Annotated in this window: 16 protein-coding genes; 3 read left to right on the forward strand and 13 right to left on the reverse strand. The window is 34.1% G+C overall.

What is annotated here, in order from left to right; all coding sequences use genetic code 11:
* Positions 1-4 precede the first annotated feature (4 nt).
* From FDY99_RS05365 to FDY99_RS05405, 9 genes are all read right to left on the reverse strand, one after another.
* The gene (locus FDY99_RS05365; RefSeq protein ID WP_139419769.1) at positions 5-319 is read right to left on the reverse strand and encodes a hypothetical protein; all 315 of its coding nucleotides are present in this window, start codon (positions 317-319) and stop codon (positions 5-7) included.
* A complete protein-coding gene (locus FDY99_RS05370; protein ID WP_139419771.1) occupies positions 316-651 on the reverse strand; it encodes a hypothetical protein in 336 nt (111 codons plus the stop codon). The genes FDY99_RS05365 and FDY99_RS05370 overlap by 4 nt, the downstream gene beginning before the upstream one ends.
* A gap of 45 nt (positions 652-696) precedes the next feature.
* Complete coding sequence (locus tag FDY99_RS05375; protein WP_139419773.1) at positions 697-1,491, reverse strand: thymidylate synthase; 795 nt, start codon at positions 1,489-1,491, stop codon at positions 697-699.
* A gap of 150 nt (positions 1,492-1,641) precedes the next feature.
* Positions 1,642-2,391, reverse strand: a complete 750-nt coding sequence (locus FDY99_RS05380; protein ID WP_066680072.1) for an SDR family NAD(P)-dependent oxidoreductase — start codon at positions 2,389-2,391, stop codon at positions 1,642-1,644.
* Positions 2,392-2,509: 118 nt separating this feature from the next.
* On the reverse strand, positions 2,510-2,950 hold the full coding sequence (locus FDY99_RS05385) for a hypothetical protein (protein ID WP_139419775.1): 441 nt from the start codon (positions 2,948-2,950) through the stop codon (positions 2,510-2,512).
* A gap of 137 nt (positions 2,951-3,087) precedes the next feature.
* On the reverse strand, positions 3,088-4,368 hold the full coding sequence (locus tag FDY99_RS05390) for an alpha-amylase family glycosyl hydrolase (protein ID WP_139419777.1): 1,281 nt from the start codon (positions 4,366-4,368) through the stop codon (positions 3,088-3,090).
* Between the two features lie 139 nt (positions 4,369-4,507).
* Positions 4,508-5,113, reverse strand: a complete 606-nt coding sequence (locus FDY99_RS05395; protein WP_139419779.1) for a plasmid pRiA4b ORF-3 family protein — start codon at positions 5,111-5,113, stop codon at positions 4,508-4,510.
* Between the two features lie 132 nt (positions 5,114-5,245).
* A complete protein-coding gene (locus tag FDY99_RS05400) occupies positions 5,246-6,277 on the reverse strand; it encodes a sensor histidine kinase (RefSeq protein WP_074229870.1) in 1,032 nt (343 codons plus the stop codon).
* A 46-nt stretch (positions 6,278-6,323) separates the two neighbouring features.
* The gene (locus FDY99_RS05405; protein ID WP_074229871.1) at positions 6,324-7,001 is read right to left on the reverse strand and encodes a response regulator; all 678 of its coding nucleotides are present in this window, start codon (positions 6,999-7,001) and stop codon (positions 6,324-6,326) included.
* Positions 7,002-7,188: 187 nt separating this feature from the next.
* Here FDY99_RS05405 and FDY99_RS05410 point away from each other — a divergent pair, with 187 nt between their 5' ends.
* The 3 genes from FDY99_RS05410 (at position 7,189) to FDY99_RS05420 (ending at position 12,349) form a co-directional block, all read left to right on the forward strand.
* Positions 7,189-9,762 carry a TonB-dependent receptor domain-containing protein gene (locus FDY99_RS05410; protein ID WP_139419781.1) on the forward strand — a complete coding sequence of 858 codons (2,574 nt, stop codon included), beginning with the start codon at positions 7,189-7,191 and terminating at the stop codon, positions 9,760-9,762.
* A 27-nt stretch (positions 9,763-9,789) separates the two neighbouring features.
* Positions 9,790-10,950, forward strand: a complete 1,161-nt coding sequence (locus FDY99_RS05415) for a hypothetical protein (RefSeq protein ID WP_139419783.1) — start codon at positions 9,790-9,792, stop codon at positions 10,948-10,950.
* A 226-nt stretch (positions 10,951-11,176) separates the two neighbouring features.
* A complete protein-coding gene (locus FDY99_RS05420) occupies positions 11,177-12,349 on the forward strand; it encodes a hypothetical protein (protein WP_139419785.1) in 1,173 nt (390 codons plus the stop codon).
* Positions 12,350-12,556: 207 nt separating this feature from the next.
* On the opposite strand, the gene FDY99_RS05425 is transcribed toward FDY99_RS05420, so the two are convergent.
* The 4 genes from FDY99_RS05425 to hemL form a co-directional block, all read right to left on the reverse strand.
* Positions 12,557-13,402, reverse strand: a complete 846-nt coding sequence (locus FDY99_RS05425) for a helix-turn-helix domain-containing protein (RefSeq protein ID WP_139419787.1) — start codon at positions 13,400-13,402, stop codon at positions 12,557-12,559.
* 72 nt (positions 13,403-13,474) lie between these two features.
* A complete protein-coding gene (locus FDY99_RS05430; RefSeq protein WP_139419789.1) occupies positions 13,475-14,140 on the reverse strand; it encodes an ankyrin repeat domain-containing protein in 666 nt (221 codons plus the stop codon).
* An 18-nt stretch (positions 14,141-14,158) separates the two neighbouring features.
* Positions 14,159-15,490, reverse strand: coding sequence for an amidohydrolase (locus FDY99_RS05435; protein WP_139419791.1), 1,332 nt, complete (start codon positions 15,488-15,490; stop codon positions 14,159-14,161).
* A 216-nt stretch (positions 15,491-15,706) separates the two neighbouring features.
* Positions 15,707-16,990 carry a glutamate-1-semialdehyde 2,1-aminomutase gene (hemL, locus tag FDY99_RS05440; protein WP_139419793.1) on the reverse strand — a complete coding sequence of 428 codons (1,284 nt, stop codon included), beginning with the start codon at positions 16,988-16,990 and terminating at the stop codon, positions 15,707-15,709.
* Between the last annotated feature and the right edge of the window lie 58 nt (positions 16,991-17,048).

The raw sequence follows: 17,048 nt of genomic DNA on the forward strand, positions 1-17,048 counted from the left end.
CACTCTATCCTTTATTAAGGAGATTTTTTAATAATGAAGGATTCTTTTTATTAGCCCAAAACAGAAGTATTTTTATTGTCTGCTCAGATTCGAATTCAAAAAAAATAGTTACCTGCTTTTTTCCAATTAAAGCATAATGAATTTTACTGTCAAAAGTTTTGTAAACACGAGGTTTTATGATTCTATCATCTAACGAAGAAAGAAAAGCATAATAATCTTGAAGAAGAGAATCTAACTCTCTTTGAGTCCATTTATGTTTAAGAAAATCGGTAATTTCTTGGAGCGTCTCTTCTGCCAATTCGGTCAATAAAACCTTCATTTTTTGAAATATTGACTTAATAGCTCATCTGTAAGCTCCTTTACTTTTCCTTCTTTAGCTTGATGCAGACTTTCTTTTAATAATTGGTCAATAATAATTTCTTCTTTTTCTAAAAAAAAATCATCCGTAAGTTCCTGATATTTTCCGTTTTTGTAATCATTTTCACTTTGTTCCATAACCTTTCCAAAATTTTCAGAATTTTCAATCTCTTCCCACGAATAAGTTTTATCATTTTCAGAAATCTCAATATGATTAATTCCTTTTATCTGAGACAAAAGTTTTTTAATGAAAGGAATATCTGCATATTCGTCTAAACTGATTTTAATTTCCATAATTTCAGGATTTTAATCAAAGTTAATGATTTTATTACTAAAAAATTATATCGCAACAGGAGCTTTAATTCCCGGATGAGGATCATAATTTTCTAAAGTAAAATCCTCAAAATTAAAATCAAAAATATCTTTAATTTCAGGATTGAGTTTCATTGTTGGCAAAGGTCGTGTCTCTCTGGAAAGTTGTTTGTTAACCTGTTCAAAATGATTATTGTAAATATGTACATCCCCAAAAGTATGTACATAATCACCAACTTCAAGACCTGTAACCTGCGCAACCATCATCAATAAAAGCGCATAACTTGCAATATTGAAAGGAACACCCAAGAAAACATCTGCACTTCTTTGGTACAATTGAAGCGACAATTTTCCATCTGCTACATAAAACTGAAATAAAGCATGGCAAGGCGCCAAAGCCATATTCGGAATTTCGGCAGCGTTCCATGCAGAGACAATTAACCTTCTGGAATCAGGATTTTTTTTAATTTGTTCGATGACATCAGAAAACTGGTCAACTACTTTTCCGTCGGCTCCGCTCCAACTTCTCCATTGCGCGCCGTAAACAGGACCTAAATCTCCGTTTTCATCGGCCCATTCATTCCAAATAGAAACTCCGTTGTCGGTAAGATATTTGATATTGGTATCTCCTTTTATGAACCAAAGCAATTCATAGATAATAGATTTCAAATGAACCTTTTTGGTCGTAACCAAAGGAAATCCTTTTGATAAGTCGTAACGCAACTGATATCCAAAAACACTATGTGTTCCTGTTCCTGTTCTGTCGGTTTTATCGGTTCCGTTATCTAAAATATGCTGAAGTAAATCGAGGTAGTTTTGCATTGCGAAAAATTATCCCTCAAATTTAGAAAAAACTAAGTTTAAAATCTTCATTTCAAAACTAAAGTTATCCATATCAATACGATTTCAATTTTCTATCAAAAAAAAGCATTCACAAAAAATGAATGCTTCTATAAATTTATTTTTAAGGAATTAAACTGCTGTATAACCTCCATCAACCAAATAATAGCCTCCCGTCATAAATGATGATTTATCAGAACTTAAGAAAAGAACCAGTTCTGCAACTTCTTCAGACTTTCCTAATCTTCCCATCGGATGTTTTGCAATCAATGCTTTTTTATGTTCTTCGTCCAATTGATTCAAAAGAGGAGTATCAATATAACCTGGTCCAACTGCATTACAACGAATATTTTTCTGACCATATTCTGCTCCGATATTTTTTGTCAAACCCACAACAGCATGTTTAGTAGAAGTATAAGCTGATGATAATGGAGCCGCAACTGTTCCGTGAATCGATGCGATGTTTACAATAACACCACCTCCATTTTTTTCCATTTGCGTCAATTCGTATTTACAACCGTAGAAAACGCCATCGAGATTAATATCAATCACTTTTTTCCATCCATCAAGACTGTAATCTCCCGTTTGGTTTGCTTCACCGCCAATTCCGGCATTGTTACAAGCAATATCTAATCTTCCGTAAGTATCAACGGTTGCTTTTACCAAAGCTTCCACCTGTTCAGGATTTGAAGTATCTGCTTTTACGAAACTTGCTTCACCGCCTTCTGACTTTATCTGTTCAACGGCAGATTTCCCATGCTCTTCATTGATGTCTGAAACGATAACTTTTGCTCCTTCTTGAGCGTATAATTTTGCGATAGCAAGTCCAATTCCTGAACCTGCGCCAGTAACCAATGCTACTTTATTATTTAAAATTTTCATAATAAATGATATTTAATTATGATAATAAATCAACAAAAATTATGCAAAGAGAGGTTTTTAAAAGTTAATAAATTCATAAATGTTTCTTTTTGAATCAATGATGTTTTCAAACTTAAAACTACTGAATATCAATAATTTTCTGATTCATCGTATTGAGCGAAAAAGAATCGCTTTCCTGTTTTCCATTCATTGCTTTTGCTAAAGGAGATTCCGGAGAAATACAGATAATTTTTTGATTTTCAAAAGTAATTTCACCCAAAGAAACCGAAATAAAAAACAAACCTTTTTCAGTTTTTACAACCGCTCCTTTTTCTGCTTTTTCAGACTGTTTTGGAAGTATCGTTTTCAGAAAATCCTGTTGCTTCAAAACTTCATTTAATTGAATCTGAAGATTATTGATTTCCTGCTGAAGCATTTCTCTTCCTGTTTCATATTTATCTCCCATTGAACTTTTCGTATCGTTGCTTGATGCACGAGTTTCAGAAATCAGCTTCTCGAAGTTGTTGATTTTTTCGGAGAGTTTTAATTTAACAATATTGATAAGTGAAGATTTGTTCATATTAAATTTTGGCTAAAGCCTTTTCTTTAATTCATTAAAAAACGGGCTAAAGCCCGCTTCCATTATAATATATTTTTAAAGTTATGTATTTTGATTTAATCTTAAAAGAAAAACTTACATCATAACTTTATGCCAATTTATTTTTCAAAAACAGCGTAATCAGAAACCTTAAAACTAAAGTTTTTACCGTTGTTGAAATCTCTTTTCGTACCATCAAAAATATTTTTAAAAGCTCCGGAAACATTTTCATCTTCAATGGTAAATTCTACATTTTCTTTTGAAAAATTAAGCACCACTAAAACTTCATTCCATTTATTTTTTCTGATGTAAGCAAAAATTTTATCATTCGCAGAAGTATTTAAAAGATAGGTCACAACATTTGAATCACCACCTCTTAAAGCTGGGTTTGAAGATTTCAGATTCAATAAAGTTTTATAAAAATCAGCCATTTCGCAATGGTTCGTCCACTCAATTGGATCTTTTTCAAAAAATTCTAATCTTTTCAGATTAGGAAGTTCCTGACCAGAATACAATAAAGGAATTCCGTTCCAAGTTGCTGAAAATATTGCCATTGGTTTGGTAATATCTCCATACTTTTCGTATTCTGTTCCGTTCCAGGAATTTTCATCGTGATTACTTGTAAACCAAGCTCTCATTGAAGAATCTCCGATTTGAGAATATTTTCTAAGCAAATCTACAAGTTCATGAATCGGTTGATTGTCTTTATAAAATTCGGCAGATTTGTGCATCCATTTCCAAGAATAGCTTGCATCAAAAACTTTTCCGTATTCCGGACTTTCCAATTCATCAAACTCACCAATCCAGAAAAGAGGTTTTATTTTTTCTACTTCAGGTCTTGCTTCTTTCCAAAAATCTACCGTTACCCAAGAAGCCAAATCGCATCTGAAGCCATCAATATCGGTTTCTTCAATCCAGAATTTCATCGCATCAATCATCGCTTTCCTCATTTCCTGATTCTGATGATCAAGCTCAATAATATCATCCATTCCGGAAGCCATTTTGAAATCATCATTTTCTTTCAGGTAAAATTCAGGATTCGTTTTTGTCCAAACATGATCCCAACCTGTATGATTGGCAACCCAGTCGATAATTACTTTAAAACCTAACCGGTGCGCTTCATTCACCAAATGTTTGAAATCATCCATCGTTCCAAACTCTGGATTGATCGAAGTGTAATCTGACGCTGCATAAGGACTTCCGAGACTTCCCTTCTTATTTTTTTGAGCAATAGGAGTAATCGGCATGAACCATAAAGTTTTAACGCCCATATTTTTCAGACGTGGCATTTCTTTTTCAAACGCTCTGAAAGTGCCTTCTTTAGTATATTGTCTTACGTTAACTTCATATATATTGGTGGTGTGTTTCCATTCCTGAGGTAAATCCATATTCGTTTTCATTTTAAAAAATAAAGGAAACAGATGCTGTTTCGTACAATCAGTTTTTGACTGAAATTCTTTGCAAAAATAAGAAATTGAGTTTTAAAATTTATTTGAAACAAAAAACCCTGAATTTTACTTCAGGGCTATATTTTAATTTCTATCTTTCGTTGTCATCGTCTTCATCATCGAAAACATCATCATTATAGTCATCTTCTTCTTCATCATCATCAAAACTATCGTCATCTTCATCTGCAAAGTTATTGCTTCCACCTCCGAAATCATCATCAAAATTAAAATCGTCATCCATTAAAGGCATTGCCGATTTTTTATTTTTTGATCCTGCAGCGCTTTTATTTTTGCTTGGAGCTTTTAAAGGAGCGTTTCCGAATCTGTATGCAGTAAGTGGATAATTTACACCTTTTGTTTCTTCTACCACTTCTACAAGTTCGCAGAAAAATTCCCAAAGATCAAGTAATCCATACTGGAACTGTGCTTTGTCTCCTGCTGACTCAAATGCTTCATCGATGTACACATCTGACATAATCTCGCCATCACCATCATCACTCATATCTTCAAGTGGAACGCTTTTTACAACAGTACCATCTTCTTCGAGAAGATTAAAAGTAGACAGCTCATCTCCACTAAGATTGAATGCACTTTTAATTCCCAAATGTAAGTTCCAGAGTGTTTGTTTTCCTTTGATTTCTACATCGCGGAAAATGTCTTCTTTCGTATCTAATATTACACGGATTTTGTAAACCATATCAGTATTTCAATTACTTTTTGCCTTTATTTATTATGATAAATTCTTGATGCAAATATATAATAAATGAGATTTTACAAAAAATATTTAATAATTTTTTAGAAACTTTTTTTTTCTTACATTTCGCCAAAATCATTTACTTTTCTCGAGCATAAAACTAAATTTTGTGCCTTCCAAGTAAACGCTTTCTACCGTAATATTTTCGTTATGAGCTTCCAGAATGTGCTTTACAATGGCAAGTCCTAATCCGGAACCACCTTGTCTTCGGCTTCGGCTGGTCTCTACTCTATAAAATCTTTCAAAAATTCTTGGTAAAAGTTCGGCTTTTATTCCCATCCCATTGTCAATCACTTCGATGAGTACTTTGTTTTTGAGAACACTTGTTTTCACCACTACTCTAGCTTCCTGTCTGTTGGCGTAATGAATAGCATTTGAAATTAAATTAATAAAAACCTGAGAAATCTTTTGTTTGTCTGCCTCCACAAAAATCTGGCTATGTAAAGTCTGAAGCTGTAAAACGGTATTGTTTTTTTCGGCTTCAAGATCTAAAAGGTCAAAAATTTCTTTTATCAGAATATTAACATCAAATTTTGAAACAGTAAGATTGATTTCTCCGGCTTCCAATCTGTTGATCATATCGAGATCGTTGACGATAGCGATCAATCTTTCTACAGAGATCCCAATTCTTTCTAAATATTTATCACGAATCGTTAAGTTATCAACTCCCCCGTCAACCAAAGTTTCTACATAACCTTGAATCGAAAAAAGTGGAGTTTTCAGCTCATGCGAAACATTTCCGATGTATTCTTTACGGTAACTTTCCATTTCCTTCATCATATCCATCTCGGTGAGCTGTTGTTGATTGAAGTCTGAAAATCTTTCGCCCAACTCTTTCAGTGTAATATTATTCTGATCACTGTAAACAATTTCTTCCGGAAGAATTTTCGAAATTTTTCTGACCTGTTTTTTTGCGTAATAATTAAACAGAAGTTCTAAGACCACATAATTAATAATAAACATCAAAACGATGCACACAAAAAGACCAATCTTAAACTGAGAAGTATGGTAATAAATATCTTTCAGTGAATCGAAAATAATCACTAAAACAAACATCACCAATGTAAGCAGACATGATGAAACTAGGGTAAGTCTGTAAAATTTCAATTTTACAAAATTTTATAGGTTAAATGTAAAGCTAGGATTTTTTGAGTTAAACAATTAATTTATACCCAATACCTTTTAAAGTCTGAATCGTGTTGATTCCTAATTTTTCTCTCAGTCTACGGATATGTACATCAATTGTTCTTTCACCAACAATCACGTCATTCCCCCAAACTTTTTCGAGAATTTCTTCTCTTTTAAACACTTTTTCTGTGTTTGAAGCTAAAAGATAAAGCAAATCGAATTCTTTTTTAGGCAATAAAAACTGCTGCCCGCTTTTTGAAACTCTGAAGTTGTCTTTATCAATGATTAAATCACCAATTTCTATCAGTTTGGCATTATCAGAAACCTGAGAAGTCAGCTGAAGCAATGCATTTACTTTAGAAATAAGAATTTTCGGTTTGATTAGTTTTACAACATAATCGTTTGCTCCTGCCTGAAAGCCAGCCAACTGAGAAAACTCTTCACTTCTTGCAGAAAGAAAAACAATAAGCGTTTTTTGCAGCTCTTTTACTTTTCTAAGTTCCTGGCAAGTCTCGATACCGTCTTTTTCGGGCATCATTACATCTAATAATATTAAATCAGGAATAATTTCTTTGGCTTTATCTATACCTTCGTTACCATTTGTAGCGGTATAAATGTCGTAGCCTTCTTTTTCCAGATTGTAAGACAGAATCTCTAGAATATCGAGTTCATCGTCTATTAGAAGAATTTTCTTTTGGTTCATTTTCAATTTTTACGTTTCAAAGTTAATCAATTTTGAATGATGGATTAACACAATGGTTATCGTTCACATAAAGTTAACAATAATTTCCTTTTCGTAATGTTTAGTTAAGAAAAATTTAAATTTTACTAAACCATTTACACGAACAATCTTTTCTTCCTTTGCACCGAAAGTAATTAGTAAAAAAGAAATGAATTTTAGAAAACTGAGTATCGCTGCATTATTCCTTACCACATCTGGTACTTTAATGTACGCTCAAGAAAAAAATGACACCGTAAAGAACGAAAAAAAGATTGAGGGTGTTATTATTCAGGGAACAACAAAGAAAGGTAGCGAATCTAACATCATCACTGTACAGAGAAAATCTGTTGAAGTAATTGAACGTGTAGGTTCTGTACAGCTGGAAAAACAAGGTGTAGGCGACGTTTCTGTAGCCGTAACGAAAGCAACAGGATCGCAAAAACAAGAAGGTAGCGGACAAATTTTCATCCGTGGTCTTGGTGACCGTAACAACTCTACAACCATCAACGGACTTCAGGTTCCTTCAAACGATCCTTTATATAAGAACATCGATTTAAGTATCATAAAAACTGATATGATCGATTTTATTGGTTTGGAAAAAGTGTATAACCCAAGACTTTGGGGTGATATGTCTGGAGCCAATGTTGATATTGTAACAAAAGTTTACACAGGAAAACCTTATTTTAAAGTAAACTTAGGTTCTTCTGTTAATTTTAATGCAGTTCAGAAAAACAATTTTTTTCTTCAGGACGGACCAAGCTATTTTGGCTTTGCTAAACTGGAGCAGCCTTCTAAAAATGCAGTTGCAAATAGAGGATATGTTTTTAATACGTCTTGGAAAGATCAGGAAGTAAACAATCCTTTCAACTCTAACTTGAGCTTTGATTTCGGAACTAATTTCAAAGTTGGAAGCCAAGGAAAACTAAGTATTTTCGGATACGGAGGTTTTGATAACAGCTACGAATATTTTAACGGAATCACAGGAGGTACATATAGCGCACAGGACGATGCTCTTAGAATATATACTCAAGCAGAAGAATTTAAATATACTACCAATACAACTGGTTTAGTAAATATTAATTACAAAATTAATCCTAATCATAATATTAATCTATCATCAAATTATATCCATACTTCTGAGCAGAAATTAGGAAATTTTTCAGGATATAACAGAGATTATTATGATAATGATGTTAACCAGACAAGATACACAACTCAGCTGAGAAGAGCCACAACTCGTATTAACGATTTATTAGTCAACCAATTAAGAGGTGAGCATACATTATCTGAACCATTGAAAATATCTTGGAATATTGGATATAACAGATTAGACAGCAGAAGACCAGACAGACAACAGAATGTAACTGTTTTAGACAAACAACAAAACTATAGCTTCTTCGCAAGTAGTAATCCTGGAGCAAACAACAGATATTACGATCAGCTTTTGGAGAATGATTTTGTAGGTGATATTCATGCAGATTACAAATTGGGAGAAAGCGCAAAAATTACTTTAGGATATAGCGGAAGATATAAAGACAGTGATTTCAAAGCAACACAGTATAACTTTCGAATTTTGCCGGTACAGGGAAGCTACTTTGTTGATCCTAAAAATTATGACACATTCTTTAATCTTGCTAATTATCAGTCGGGAGTTTTCTTTGATGTTGTAACTTTTAGAGGTGATGTGAAATATTCTCCGGAACAAGCATTAATTCCGCAAACATTTACTTCTGAAATGACTAATAATGCAGGTTATGTAAATGTAGATTACAAATTCAGCGATAAGTTTACAGCACAGGTTGGAGTAAGATACGAAAATCTAATGCAAAAACTTAAATACAATACTGCAATTCAGGAAGGAAAACAAGACAGAGATTACAATAAAATCTTACCTGCTTTCAACTTAAAATATAGCTTAAATGATAAACATAATTTAAGATTAGCGGGATCTAAAACTTACACCTCACCATTGTTACTTGAAATTGCACCTTTCGAATATGAAGATATTGAAGAAAGTACATTGGGTAATCAATCAAACTACCTTGCAGACAACTATAATATAGATTTAAAATGGGAATGGTTTCCAAGCAAAAATGAATTAGTGTCATTATCTGCATTTGGAAAATATATCCAAAATCCTCTTGCAAGAGTAACCATTAATTCATCTTCCAACTCTACTTCTGTAATGAACGTAGGAGACACAGGAAGAGTATATGGAGTGGAAGCAGAAATAAGAAAAGACATATACAGTGCCGGAAACACAAGATTATACGCATTCTTGAACGGTACTTATTTGAATACTGAACAAGAACTTGACAACGACAAAGTTGCTAAAGAGAATTCAGGACCTGGACAATCAAATTACTCTACTAACTTCAATGTTACAAAAGATAAAATGCAGGGTGCTTCAGATTTCTTAGCTAATGCCAATATTGGTTTAGAACAGAAATGGGGTAACAAAAACTCGATGGATTTGGTTGTTTCATACTCTTATATTTCAGATAACATTTACTCTTTAGGTACACAAAACAGAGGAAATATGGTAGATAAGGCATTCAGTACTTTAGATGCCACTTTGAAATTTAAATTATCAAATGGAATGGGCTTCTCTTTCACAGGAAGAAACCTAATTAATCCTTATTTCACAAGAGTTCAAGACAATTTAATAACAGGAAATGAACTTGCATCAAAAAAATATAAAAGAGGAACAGCTGTAGGAGCAAGCATTTCTTATGAATTCTAATAAAAAATAAATATAAAATATTGTAAAATGAAAAAGAACACTTTAAAATTATTAGCTGCTGCATTCATTATGTCGACAACAGCTGTAGTATTCCAATCTTGTAGTAATAATGATGACGAAGAAATCATCGCTACAGGTATCGCTTCTGATCCTAATAACTTTAAGGGAGAAGTAAAATCTGGTGAAACAGTAACTTTAGATCCAACAAAAGTTTATAAACTTACGGGTGCCGTTGCTGTAAAAGCTGGTGGTACATTAGTAATTCCTGCAGGAACAAGAATTGAAGCTTCAGGTGGTACTTCTGCTTATATTACAGTTGAGCAAGATGGTAAAATCTTTGCAAACGGTACAGCTTCTTCTCCAATTGTAATGACTTCACCAAACCCTACACCAGGAAGCTGGGGAGGTTTAGTAATTTGCGGTAAAGCTCCTATCAATAAAGGAACTACTGCAACTGCTGAAGTTGGTAACGCAACATACGGAGGAACTAATGTTTCTGATAATTCAGGAATCTTAAAATTCGTAAGAATTGAATATGCAGGTGCAATCTTTACAGGTGATAAAGAATTTAACGGTCTTTCTCTTTTCGGAGTTGGTAACGGAACTACAATTGATAACATTTCATTAATCAACGGATCTGATGATGGTATCGAGTTTTTTGGAGGAACAGTAAACGTATCAAACATCGTTTCTGTTGCTAACGAAGATGACGCTTTCGACTGGACTGAAGGTTGGAACGGAACTGCAACAAACATTTATACAAAAAGAAGAGCAAACGGTGTTGGTAACAGAGGTATCGAAGCCGATAACAACTCTTTAGATAACAACGCAAACCCAAGATCTAACCCTACTATCAAAAATGCTACTTTCATCGGAGGTACAACAGGTGAAGCTGATGCATTAAAATTAAGAGTTGGTACTTATGGTACTTTTGATAACTTGGTGTTATCTAACTGGACTACCGGTATCAATGTTGAGCATGATGCTTCTGTAGCTTATTTCAACGGTGGTAACAGGATTACTAACGTTAAATTTGATACCAATGTTGCTACTAAAGCTTCTGCTAAAAATACAGCAGGTGCAGCCGTAACAATCTTAGCAAACACTTATTCAGAAAATGCTTCTGCAACTGGGGCTGGAAATGGAATAAACACTCCAACTTGGGCTACAGGTTGGGCTGGATTGTAGAATTTAAGTAATTAGTTTCTTCATATCAAATTGAAAACCACGCCCGGAATTTATTTTCCGGGCGTGGTTATTTTTTACACTCAATTTAAATTTATTTTTTAATATTTAATCTAAAATCAATTCATTACCGTTTGAATTGGGATAATAAACAGAAAAATGGTAATTTGGTCTTCTCATTCAAAATAGATTGATAAAAATCTCGTTGAAGAAGAGTAATCTGAGAATTATGAAGAAAAATCACTTAAAAATAATCATCGCTGCCTTTATTATTGGCTCGTCATTTACCATTCATTCGTGCAGTAAAGATGAAGATATAACTTCTGCAATTCCAGTTATTGGAATAGCTCAGGATCCTAATAATTTTAAAGGTGATGTTACCAACGGACAAGTTGTAACACTTGATCCGATGAAGCTTTATAAACTCACCGGGATTGTTACGGTAAAAAATGGGGGAACTCTCGTTATTCCTGCCGGAACAAGAATTACTGCGACAGCAGGAGCTTCATCTTACGTAATTGTAGAACAGGGTGGAAGAATTTATGCAAACGGAACTCCGGGTTCACCAATTTTATTTACATCAACAACAGCCGAAGCAGGAAATTGGGGCGGAATAGTTATTTGTGGTAAAGCTCCGATTAATACAGGAAATACAAGTTCATCAGAAATAGGAAATTTACCTTACGGAGGTACCGAAGCTACAGACAATTCAGGAGCATTGAATTATGTAAGAATTGAATATGCAGGTGCCGAATTTGCCGCCAATAAAAAATTTAACGGCCTTTCACTTTTCGGAATTGGCAACGAGACCAGAGTTGAAAGTGTAGCGCTTTTAAATAATGCAGACGACGGTATTGAAATTTATGGTGGAACGGTAAATGTTTCAAATATTGTTTCAATCGGGAATACGAATCACGCATTCAGTTACAAAGATGGATGGATTGGTAGTGCTACAAATATTTATACCAAAAGAAAAGCAGACGGCACAGGAAATAATGGAATTAAAGGTATCAATAATGCTACAAATCCTACTGCTTCTCCTCAATCAAGCGCAACTATCAAAAACGTGACTGTAATCGGAGGAAATGACACAGGCGAAGCTAATGGTATACTATTATCATCGGGAGCGCAAGCAACGATTGAAAATGCCGTGATTTCAAGTTGGAAAACAGGTATTAATTTACAAGGTGACGCAACCGTTACTTATTTTAACGGTCAAAGTAAAGTAAAAGACATTCTATTTAATGCCACCAATGTTACGGCTAAGATTTCAGCTACTTCAACAGCGGGTACATCTGTAACAATTTTAGCCAACACTTATACCGAAAAACCCGATGCAACCGGAGCTGGAAACGGAATTTTAACGCCAGCTTGGGCAGTTGGTTGGTCCGGATTACAATAATGAAATTCAACATCAATATTAAAATTCCTTAGAAATATTTTCTGAGGAATTTTTGTTTAAACAATTAACTTATATCATTTTTCATTTAGAATTTTCCTTATACCAATTTGTCTCACAATCTGGGTAGCTCCGGAGGAGCAATACCTTTGTAGCATAATGGTAGGAACTACAATTAGAACTCCATAGGAGTTCAACCTTTTTCAATGATCATTCTTTGAATTGAGAAGGAGTCATTCCCGTTTGAGATTTGAAAAATTTTGAAAAACTTGCCTGATCATAAAATCCCAAATCAAAAACAATATCTTTCACCGATTTTTTTGAAACTTTCAGAAGACGTTTAGCTTCAAGTAAAATTCTATCCTGAATAAGCGATGAAGCTGAAGAATTAATGCTTTTTTTACAGATAATATTTAAATAATTGGGTGAAATATTAAGCTTTTCAGCATAAAAAGAAACCGAACGTTCTTCTTTAAAATACTCATCAATAAGATTTAAAAATTTTGAAAATAGAGGATTCGAATGGTATTGCTCATCATTTTTAAAAATATATTCAACCGCTTCACTAATGAGTAATCCGATCATTTCACTTCGCTTCTGAATCATTTCCCAAAAGATATTCTCATCATTCAACAGTTTTTTGATGGTCTTAAATTCATAAGCTAGAAATTCAAAACTTGTATCTGAAAGATCTATAACAGGGTGATTTTGGTAAAATGATTGAGAAAACCTCAGAGCAGGAATTAAACTTTCAAACCAAGCTCTGCTGATCATCAGTTGATATCCTACCGTTCCAGCTTCAATATCCCATTGATGCACCTGATCAGGGAAAACCAAATGAATCTGATAATCTTTCACTTCATAATCTACAAAATCGATGGTATGATTTCCTTTTGCTTTTTCAAAAATATTAATGATAAAAAAATCATGTTTATGCGGATCATCGATAGAACGTTCTCCATAAAGCTCATTAAACAAGAGATGTGTTTCCAAAGAATGATCATCCTTGAAATCCTGAATACCTAAAACCGGAAAATGATCTGAACGACGGCTCATTCCGAATGATTTTTGCCTAAAATTAGTAAAATTTATGCAGGAAATCATTTTCAGAATATAAGTTTGGGCAGTTTAAGATTCTAAAATTTTTACAATCTCTTTATAACCTAAAGATTTTGCGTGCTCCAAAGCGGTAATTCCATCTTTATCGGGAATATCTTTTGCATCTTTATCTTTAAGGATCTGAACAATTTGCTGATATTTTAAACTTCCGTCACCTAAAATCACCGCTTCCATTAAAGCAGTCCATCCCAATCTGTTCACATGATTGATCGGAAAACCTTCCGTATTCGCCAAAACTTTTACCGTTTCTACATGACCTCTTTCGCAGGCAGGAATTAAAGCCGTTCCGTTGTATCTGTTGAAAACGTCAAAACGAGCTCCGTTTTTCAGAAATAATTTCACCAATTCTGTCTGTCCGTTTGCACCCGCAAACAAAAACGGACTATCTAATTGTTGGTCCTGCAGATTAACATCCGCTTTATATTCGACAAGGATTTTTGCAATTTTTATCTTTTTTCCTACCGCTGCAAGAAGCAGCAAGGATCTTCCTCTCGAATCTTTCGTATTCACATCGGCTCCGTTTTCCAAAGCCGTTCTTAATCCTTCTGCATTATTGCTCTTTACAAGCTCAATCACATTTTCACCATTAATCATAATTCCTTTTACAGGTTGAGAAAAGCTTTTTTCGCAAGCATTTATACTGATAAAACACAACAGAAAAAACAAAACTTTCATCGCCTGATTTTTATTTAATTAAAATACCACGTTCCCTCTATAAATAAGAGATTCTACGTTTGAAATTCTTGATACCGCTTCTGCAGAACAACTTGCATTGAGCAAAACAAAATCGGCATCATCACCTGTTTTCGGCCATTGCTGAACGCCTTTATCATTCAAAGGAGTTAGATTTGCCGTTGCTAATTTTAAACTTCTTGAAAGCAAAAATTCAGTCGACTGACCGTAAAGCTGAGCATAAAGATTGGCTTTCTCCAAAACACTTCCAGTTCCGTACGTATTCCAATGATCGATGATACTGTCGTTTCCGGTATAAACAGTTACATTATGTTTTTGTAAAGTCGGGAGCGGCATAATCAAATTTCCGATAGGAATCGTTGAAGCAATTCCCACTTGAGCATTGCCTAATTTTTCGGCAATCTCTTCCTGTTTTATTTTATCTAATTTACCCAAAATAAAACAATGACTAAAAAATGTTTTTCCTTTTAGAGAAGGATTTTCATTCACTTTATCGATAAGGTATTCAACCGTTTTCAAACCTGATTCTCCGGTTTCATGGAGATGAATGTCAATTCCTTTTTGATGATCTAAAGCGAGTTGTACCGTAAAATCAATTGTCTTTTCAATCGCTCCGTCAATTGTGTATGGATCTACTCCACCGATAAAATCGATATTCATCTGAGCCGCTTCTTTCAAATAAGGAACAGAATTTTTGTAAAAAACTCCGTGTTGCGGAAAAGCGACAATTTCAGCTCCGAAACTTTTCTTTTTATTATCTAAAGCTTTCTGTAAATTTTTCAAAGAATCGAGCTTGGAAGTTGGTTCAATATTCACATGACTCCTTGCAAAAGCAGTTCCTTTAGACTGAATCAATTCAATCATTTTTTCTGCTTTGTAAGTAGAATTTTTCAGAATTTCCGGCATGATTTGTTCTTCCAAAGCAATCATTCCTTTTACTCCGCCTTTTCTTTTTCTTACAGCCTGCCATTTGTCGCCATAAAAAGTTTTATCAAGATGAATGTGCATATCTTTAAAAGCCGGAAGCATCAAAAATCCTTTTGCATCCACCGCTTTTGCTTTAGGATCATTCGGAGCTATTTTTGTGATTTTACCGTTTTCTGTTTCCACTAAAAACAAATCTGTCTTTGTAGAAATCACTTCCCCTTCTTCATATTCAAAACCGGTTTCAAGACGGACATTCTTAAGAATTAATTTACCATTTACTCCTAAAACTTTATCTTCAGAAAGCGTATTTGCACTCATCACTGTAGGCGTTAACGTAATTCCAGCCATTGCTAAAGCAGAGCTTTTCAAAAAATCTTTTCGCGAAATATTATTAGACCTTTCCATATTCAATTTCTATGATACAAAATTAGTAAGAACTAAGGTCTTAGAATTGTATCATTTATCACATTGCTTGTATCAATCATTTTTCCCACAGATTACACAGATTTTCACATAAGTTTGTGTTTTATTTGTGTAAAAAATTTGTGAAACTTGTGTTTAATTAAAACAAAAAAGGATGAAGTTTTAAACCTCATCCTTTATAATTTATGTCTTATAATTTTAAGAATACTGAAATTTTCTTACAGCTTCTAAAGTCATATCGATCTCTTTGTCTTTGATCGCATCACTGATGAAATAGGTTTCATAACCACTTGGCGGAAGATAAATTCCGTTGGTCAACATCTGATGAAAGAAATTATTGAATAATGAATGATTTGCATTCTGAGCCTCATCAAAATTAGAAACCGCATTGATGTGGAAGAAAACCGACATCATCGAACCTTTTCTGTTGATTCTGTGTTCGATTCCTTTTTCATTTAAAATTTTTCCGATTTCAAAGTCTAAAGTTTCTGTTGCTTTAGCTAATCTGTTGAAAAATTCAGGGTCGTTTTTAATGATTTGCAAAGTTTTTAAACCCGCTCTCATTGCTAAAGGATTTCCACTTAATGTTCCTGCCTGATAAACTCCGCCTTTCGGAGCAAGATGATCCATAATTTCGTTTCTTCCTGCAAAAGCTCCTACCGGAAGTCCACCTCCGATTACTTTACCGTAAGTTACCAAATCGGCTTTCACATTAAATAATTCCTGAGCTCCACCAAAAGCCAATCTGAAACCTGTCATTACTTCATCAAAGATCAATAAAGCTCCGTTTTCGTCACAGATCTTTCTTAATTTTTGTAAGAAATCGTTTTCAGGAAGTACACAACCCATGTTTCCTGCAACCGGTTCTATAATTACCGCTGCAATTTCACCCTGATTATGTCTGAACAGATCTTCTACCTGCTCAAAATCATTATATCTTGCTAACAAAGTATCTTTTGCTGTTCCCTGAGTTACACCCGGAGAATTCGGGTTTCCAAAAGTAGCAGCGCCACTTCCTGCTTTTATCAAAAATGAATCTGAATGACCATGATAACAGCCTTCAAATTTTATAAATTTATCTCTTCCTGTAAAACCTCTTGCCAATCTGATTGCGCTCATACACGCTTCTGTACCTGAAGAAACCATTCTAATCTGGTCGATATTCGGAACATTTTCAGTAATGAATTTTGCGATTTCTGTTTCCAATTCAGTTGGTGCCCCAAAAGAGAAGCCTTTTTCTGCCTGAATTTTTAATTCTTCTAAAACTTCAGGATGAGTGTGCCCTAAAATGGCAGGTCCCCACGAATTGATGTAATCTACATACGTATTATCATCGGCATCTGTAAGGTAAGCGCCTTTCGCAGTTTTCATAAAAACGGGAACTCCACCCACCGATTTAAACGCACGAACCGGAGAATTTACACCTCCCGGAATATATTTGTAAGCTTCTTCAAATAAAGCTGAACTTCTTTGGTATTTCATTATTATTTAGTTGATAGTTGATGGTAATTAGTTGATAGCGATTAATTATCAGTTCTTA

Source organism: Chryseobacterium mulctrae (assembly GCF_006175945.1).
In the GTDB taxonomy this organism is placed as follows: domain Bacteria; phylum Bacteroidota; class Bacteroidia; order Flavobacteriales; family Weeksellaceae; genus Chryseobacterium; species Chryseobacterium mulctrae.

What these genes read in the sequence shown, in the direction of transcription:
- FDY99_RS05365 (WP_139419769.1), bottom strand. Translation starts at nt 319, where the DNA reads ATGAAGGTTTTATTGACCGAATTGGCAGAAGAGACGCTCCAAGAAATT.
- FDY99_RS05370 (WP_139419771.1), bottom strand. Translation starts at nt 651, where the DNA reads ATGGAAATTAAAATCAGTTTAGACGAATATGCAGATATTCCTTTCATT.
- FDY99_RS05375 (WP_139419773.1), bottom strand. Translation starts at nt 1,491, where the DNA reads ATGCAAAACTACCTCGATTTACTTCAGCATATTTTAGATAACGGAACC.
- FDY99_RS05380 (WP_066680072.1), bottom strand. Translation starts at nt 2,391, where the DNA reads ATGAAAATTTTAAATAATAAAGTAGCATTGGTTACTGGCGCAGGTTCA.
- FDY99_RS05385 (WP_139419775.1), bottom strand. Translation starts at nt 2,950, where the DNA reads ATGAACAAATCTTCACTTATCAATATTGTTAAATTAAAACTCTCCGAA.
- FDY99_RS05390 (WP_139419777.1), bottom strand. Translation starts at nt 4,368, where the DNA reads ATGAAAACGAATATGGATTTACCTCAGGAATGGAAACACACCACCAAT.
- FDY99_RS05395 (WP_139419779.1), bottom strand. Translation starts at nt 5,113, where the DNA reads ATGGTTTACAAAATCCGTGTAATATTAGATACGAAAGAAGACATTTTC.
- FDY99_RS05405 (WP_074229871.1), bottom strand. Translation starts at nt 7,001, where the DNA reads ATGAACCAAAAGAAAATTCTTCTAATAGACGATGAACTCGATATTCTA.
- FDY99_RS05410 (WP_139419781.1), top strand. Translation starts at nt 7,189, where the DNA reads ATGAATTTTAGAAAACTGAGTATCGCTGCATTATTCCTTACCACATCT.
- FDY99_RS05415 (WP_139419783.1), top strand. Translation starts at nt 9,790, where the DNA reads ATGAAAAAGAACACTTTAAAATTATTAGCTGCTGCATTCATTATGTCG.
- FDY99_RS05420 (WP_139419785.1), top strand. Translation starts at nt 11,177, where the DNA reads ATGAAGAAAAATCACTTAAAAATAATCATCGCTGCCTTTATTATTGGC.
- FDY99_RS05425 (WP_139419787.1), bottom strand. Translation starts at nt 13,402, where the DNA reads ATGAGCCGTCGTTCAGATCATTTTCCGGTTTTAGGTATTCAGGATTTC.
- FDY99_RS05430 (WP_139419789.1), bottom strand. Translation starts at nt 14,140, where the DNA reads ATGAAAGTTTTGTTTTTTCTGTTGTGTTTTATCAGTATAAATGCTTGC.
- FDY99_RS05435 (WP_139419791.1), bottom strand. Translation starts at nt 15,490, where the DNA reads ATGGAAAGGTCTAATAATATTTCGCGAAAAGATTTTTTGAAAAGCTCT.
- hemL (WP_139419793.1), bottom strand. Translation starts at nt 16,990, where the DNA reads ATGAAATACCAAAGAAGTTCAGCTTTATTTGAAGAAGCTTACAAATAT.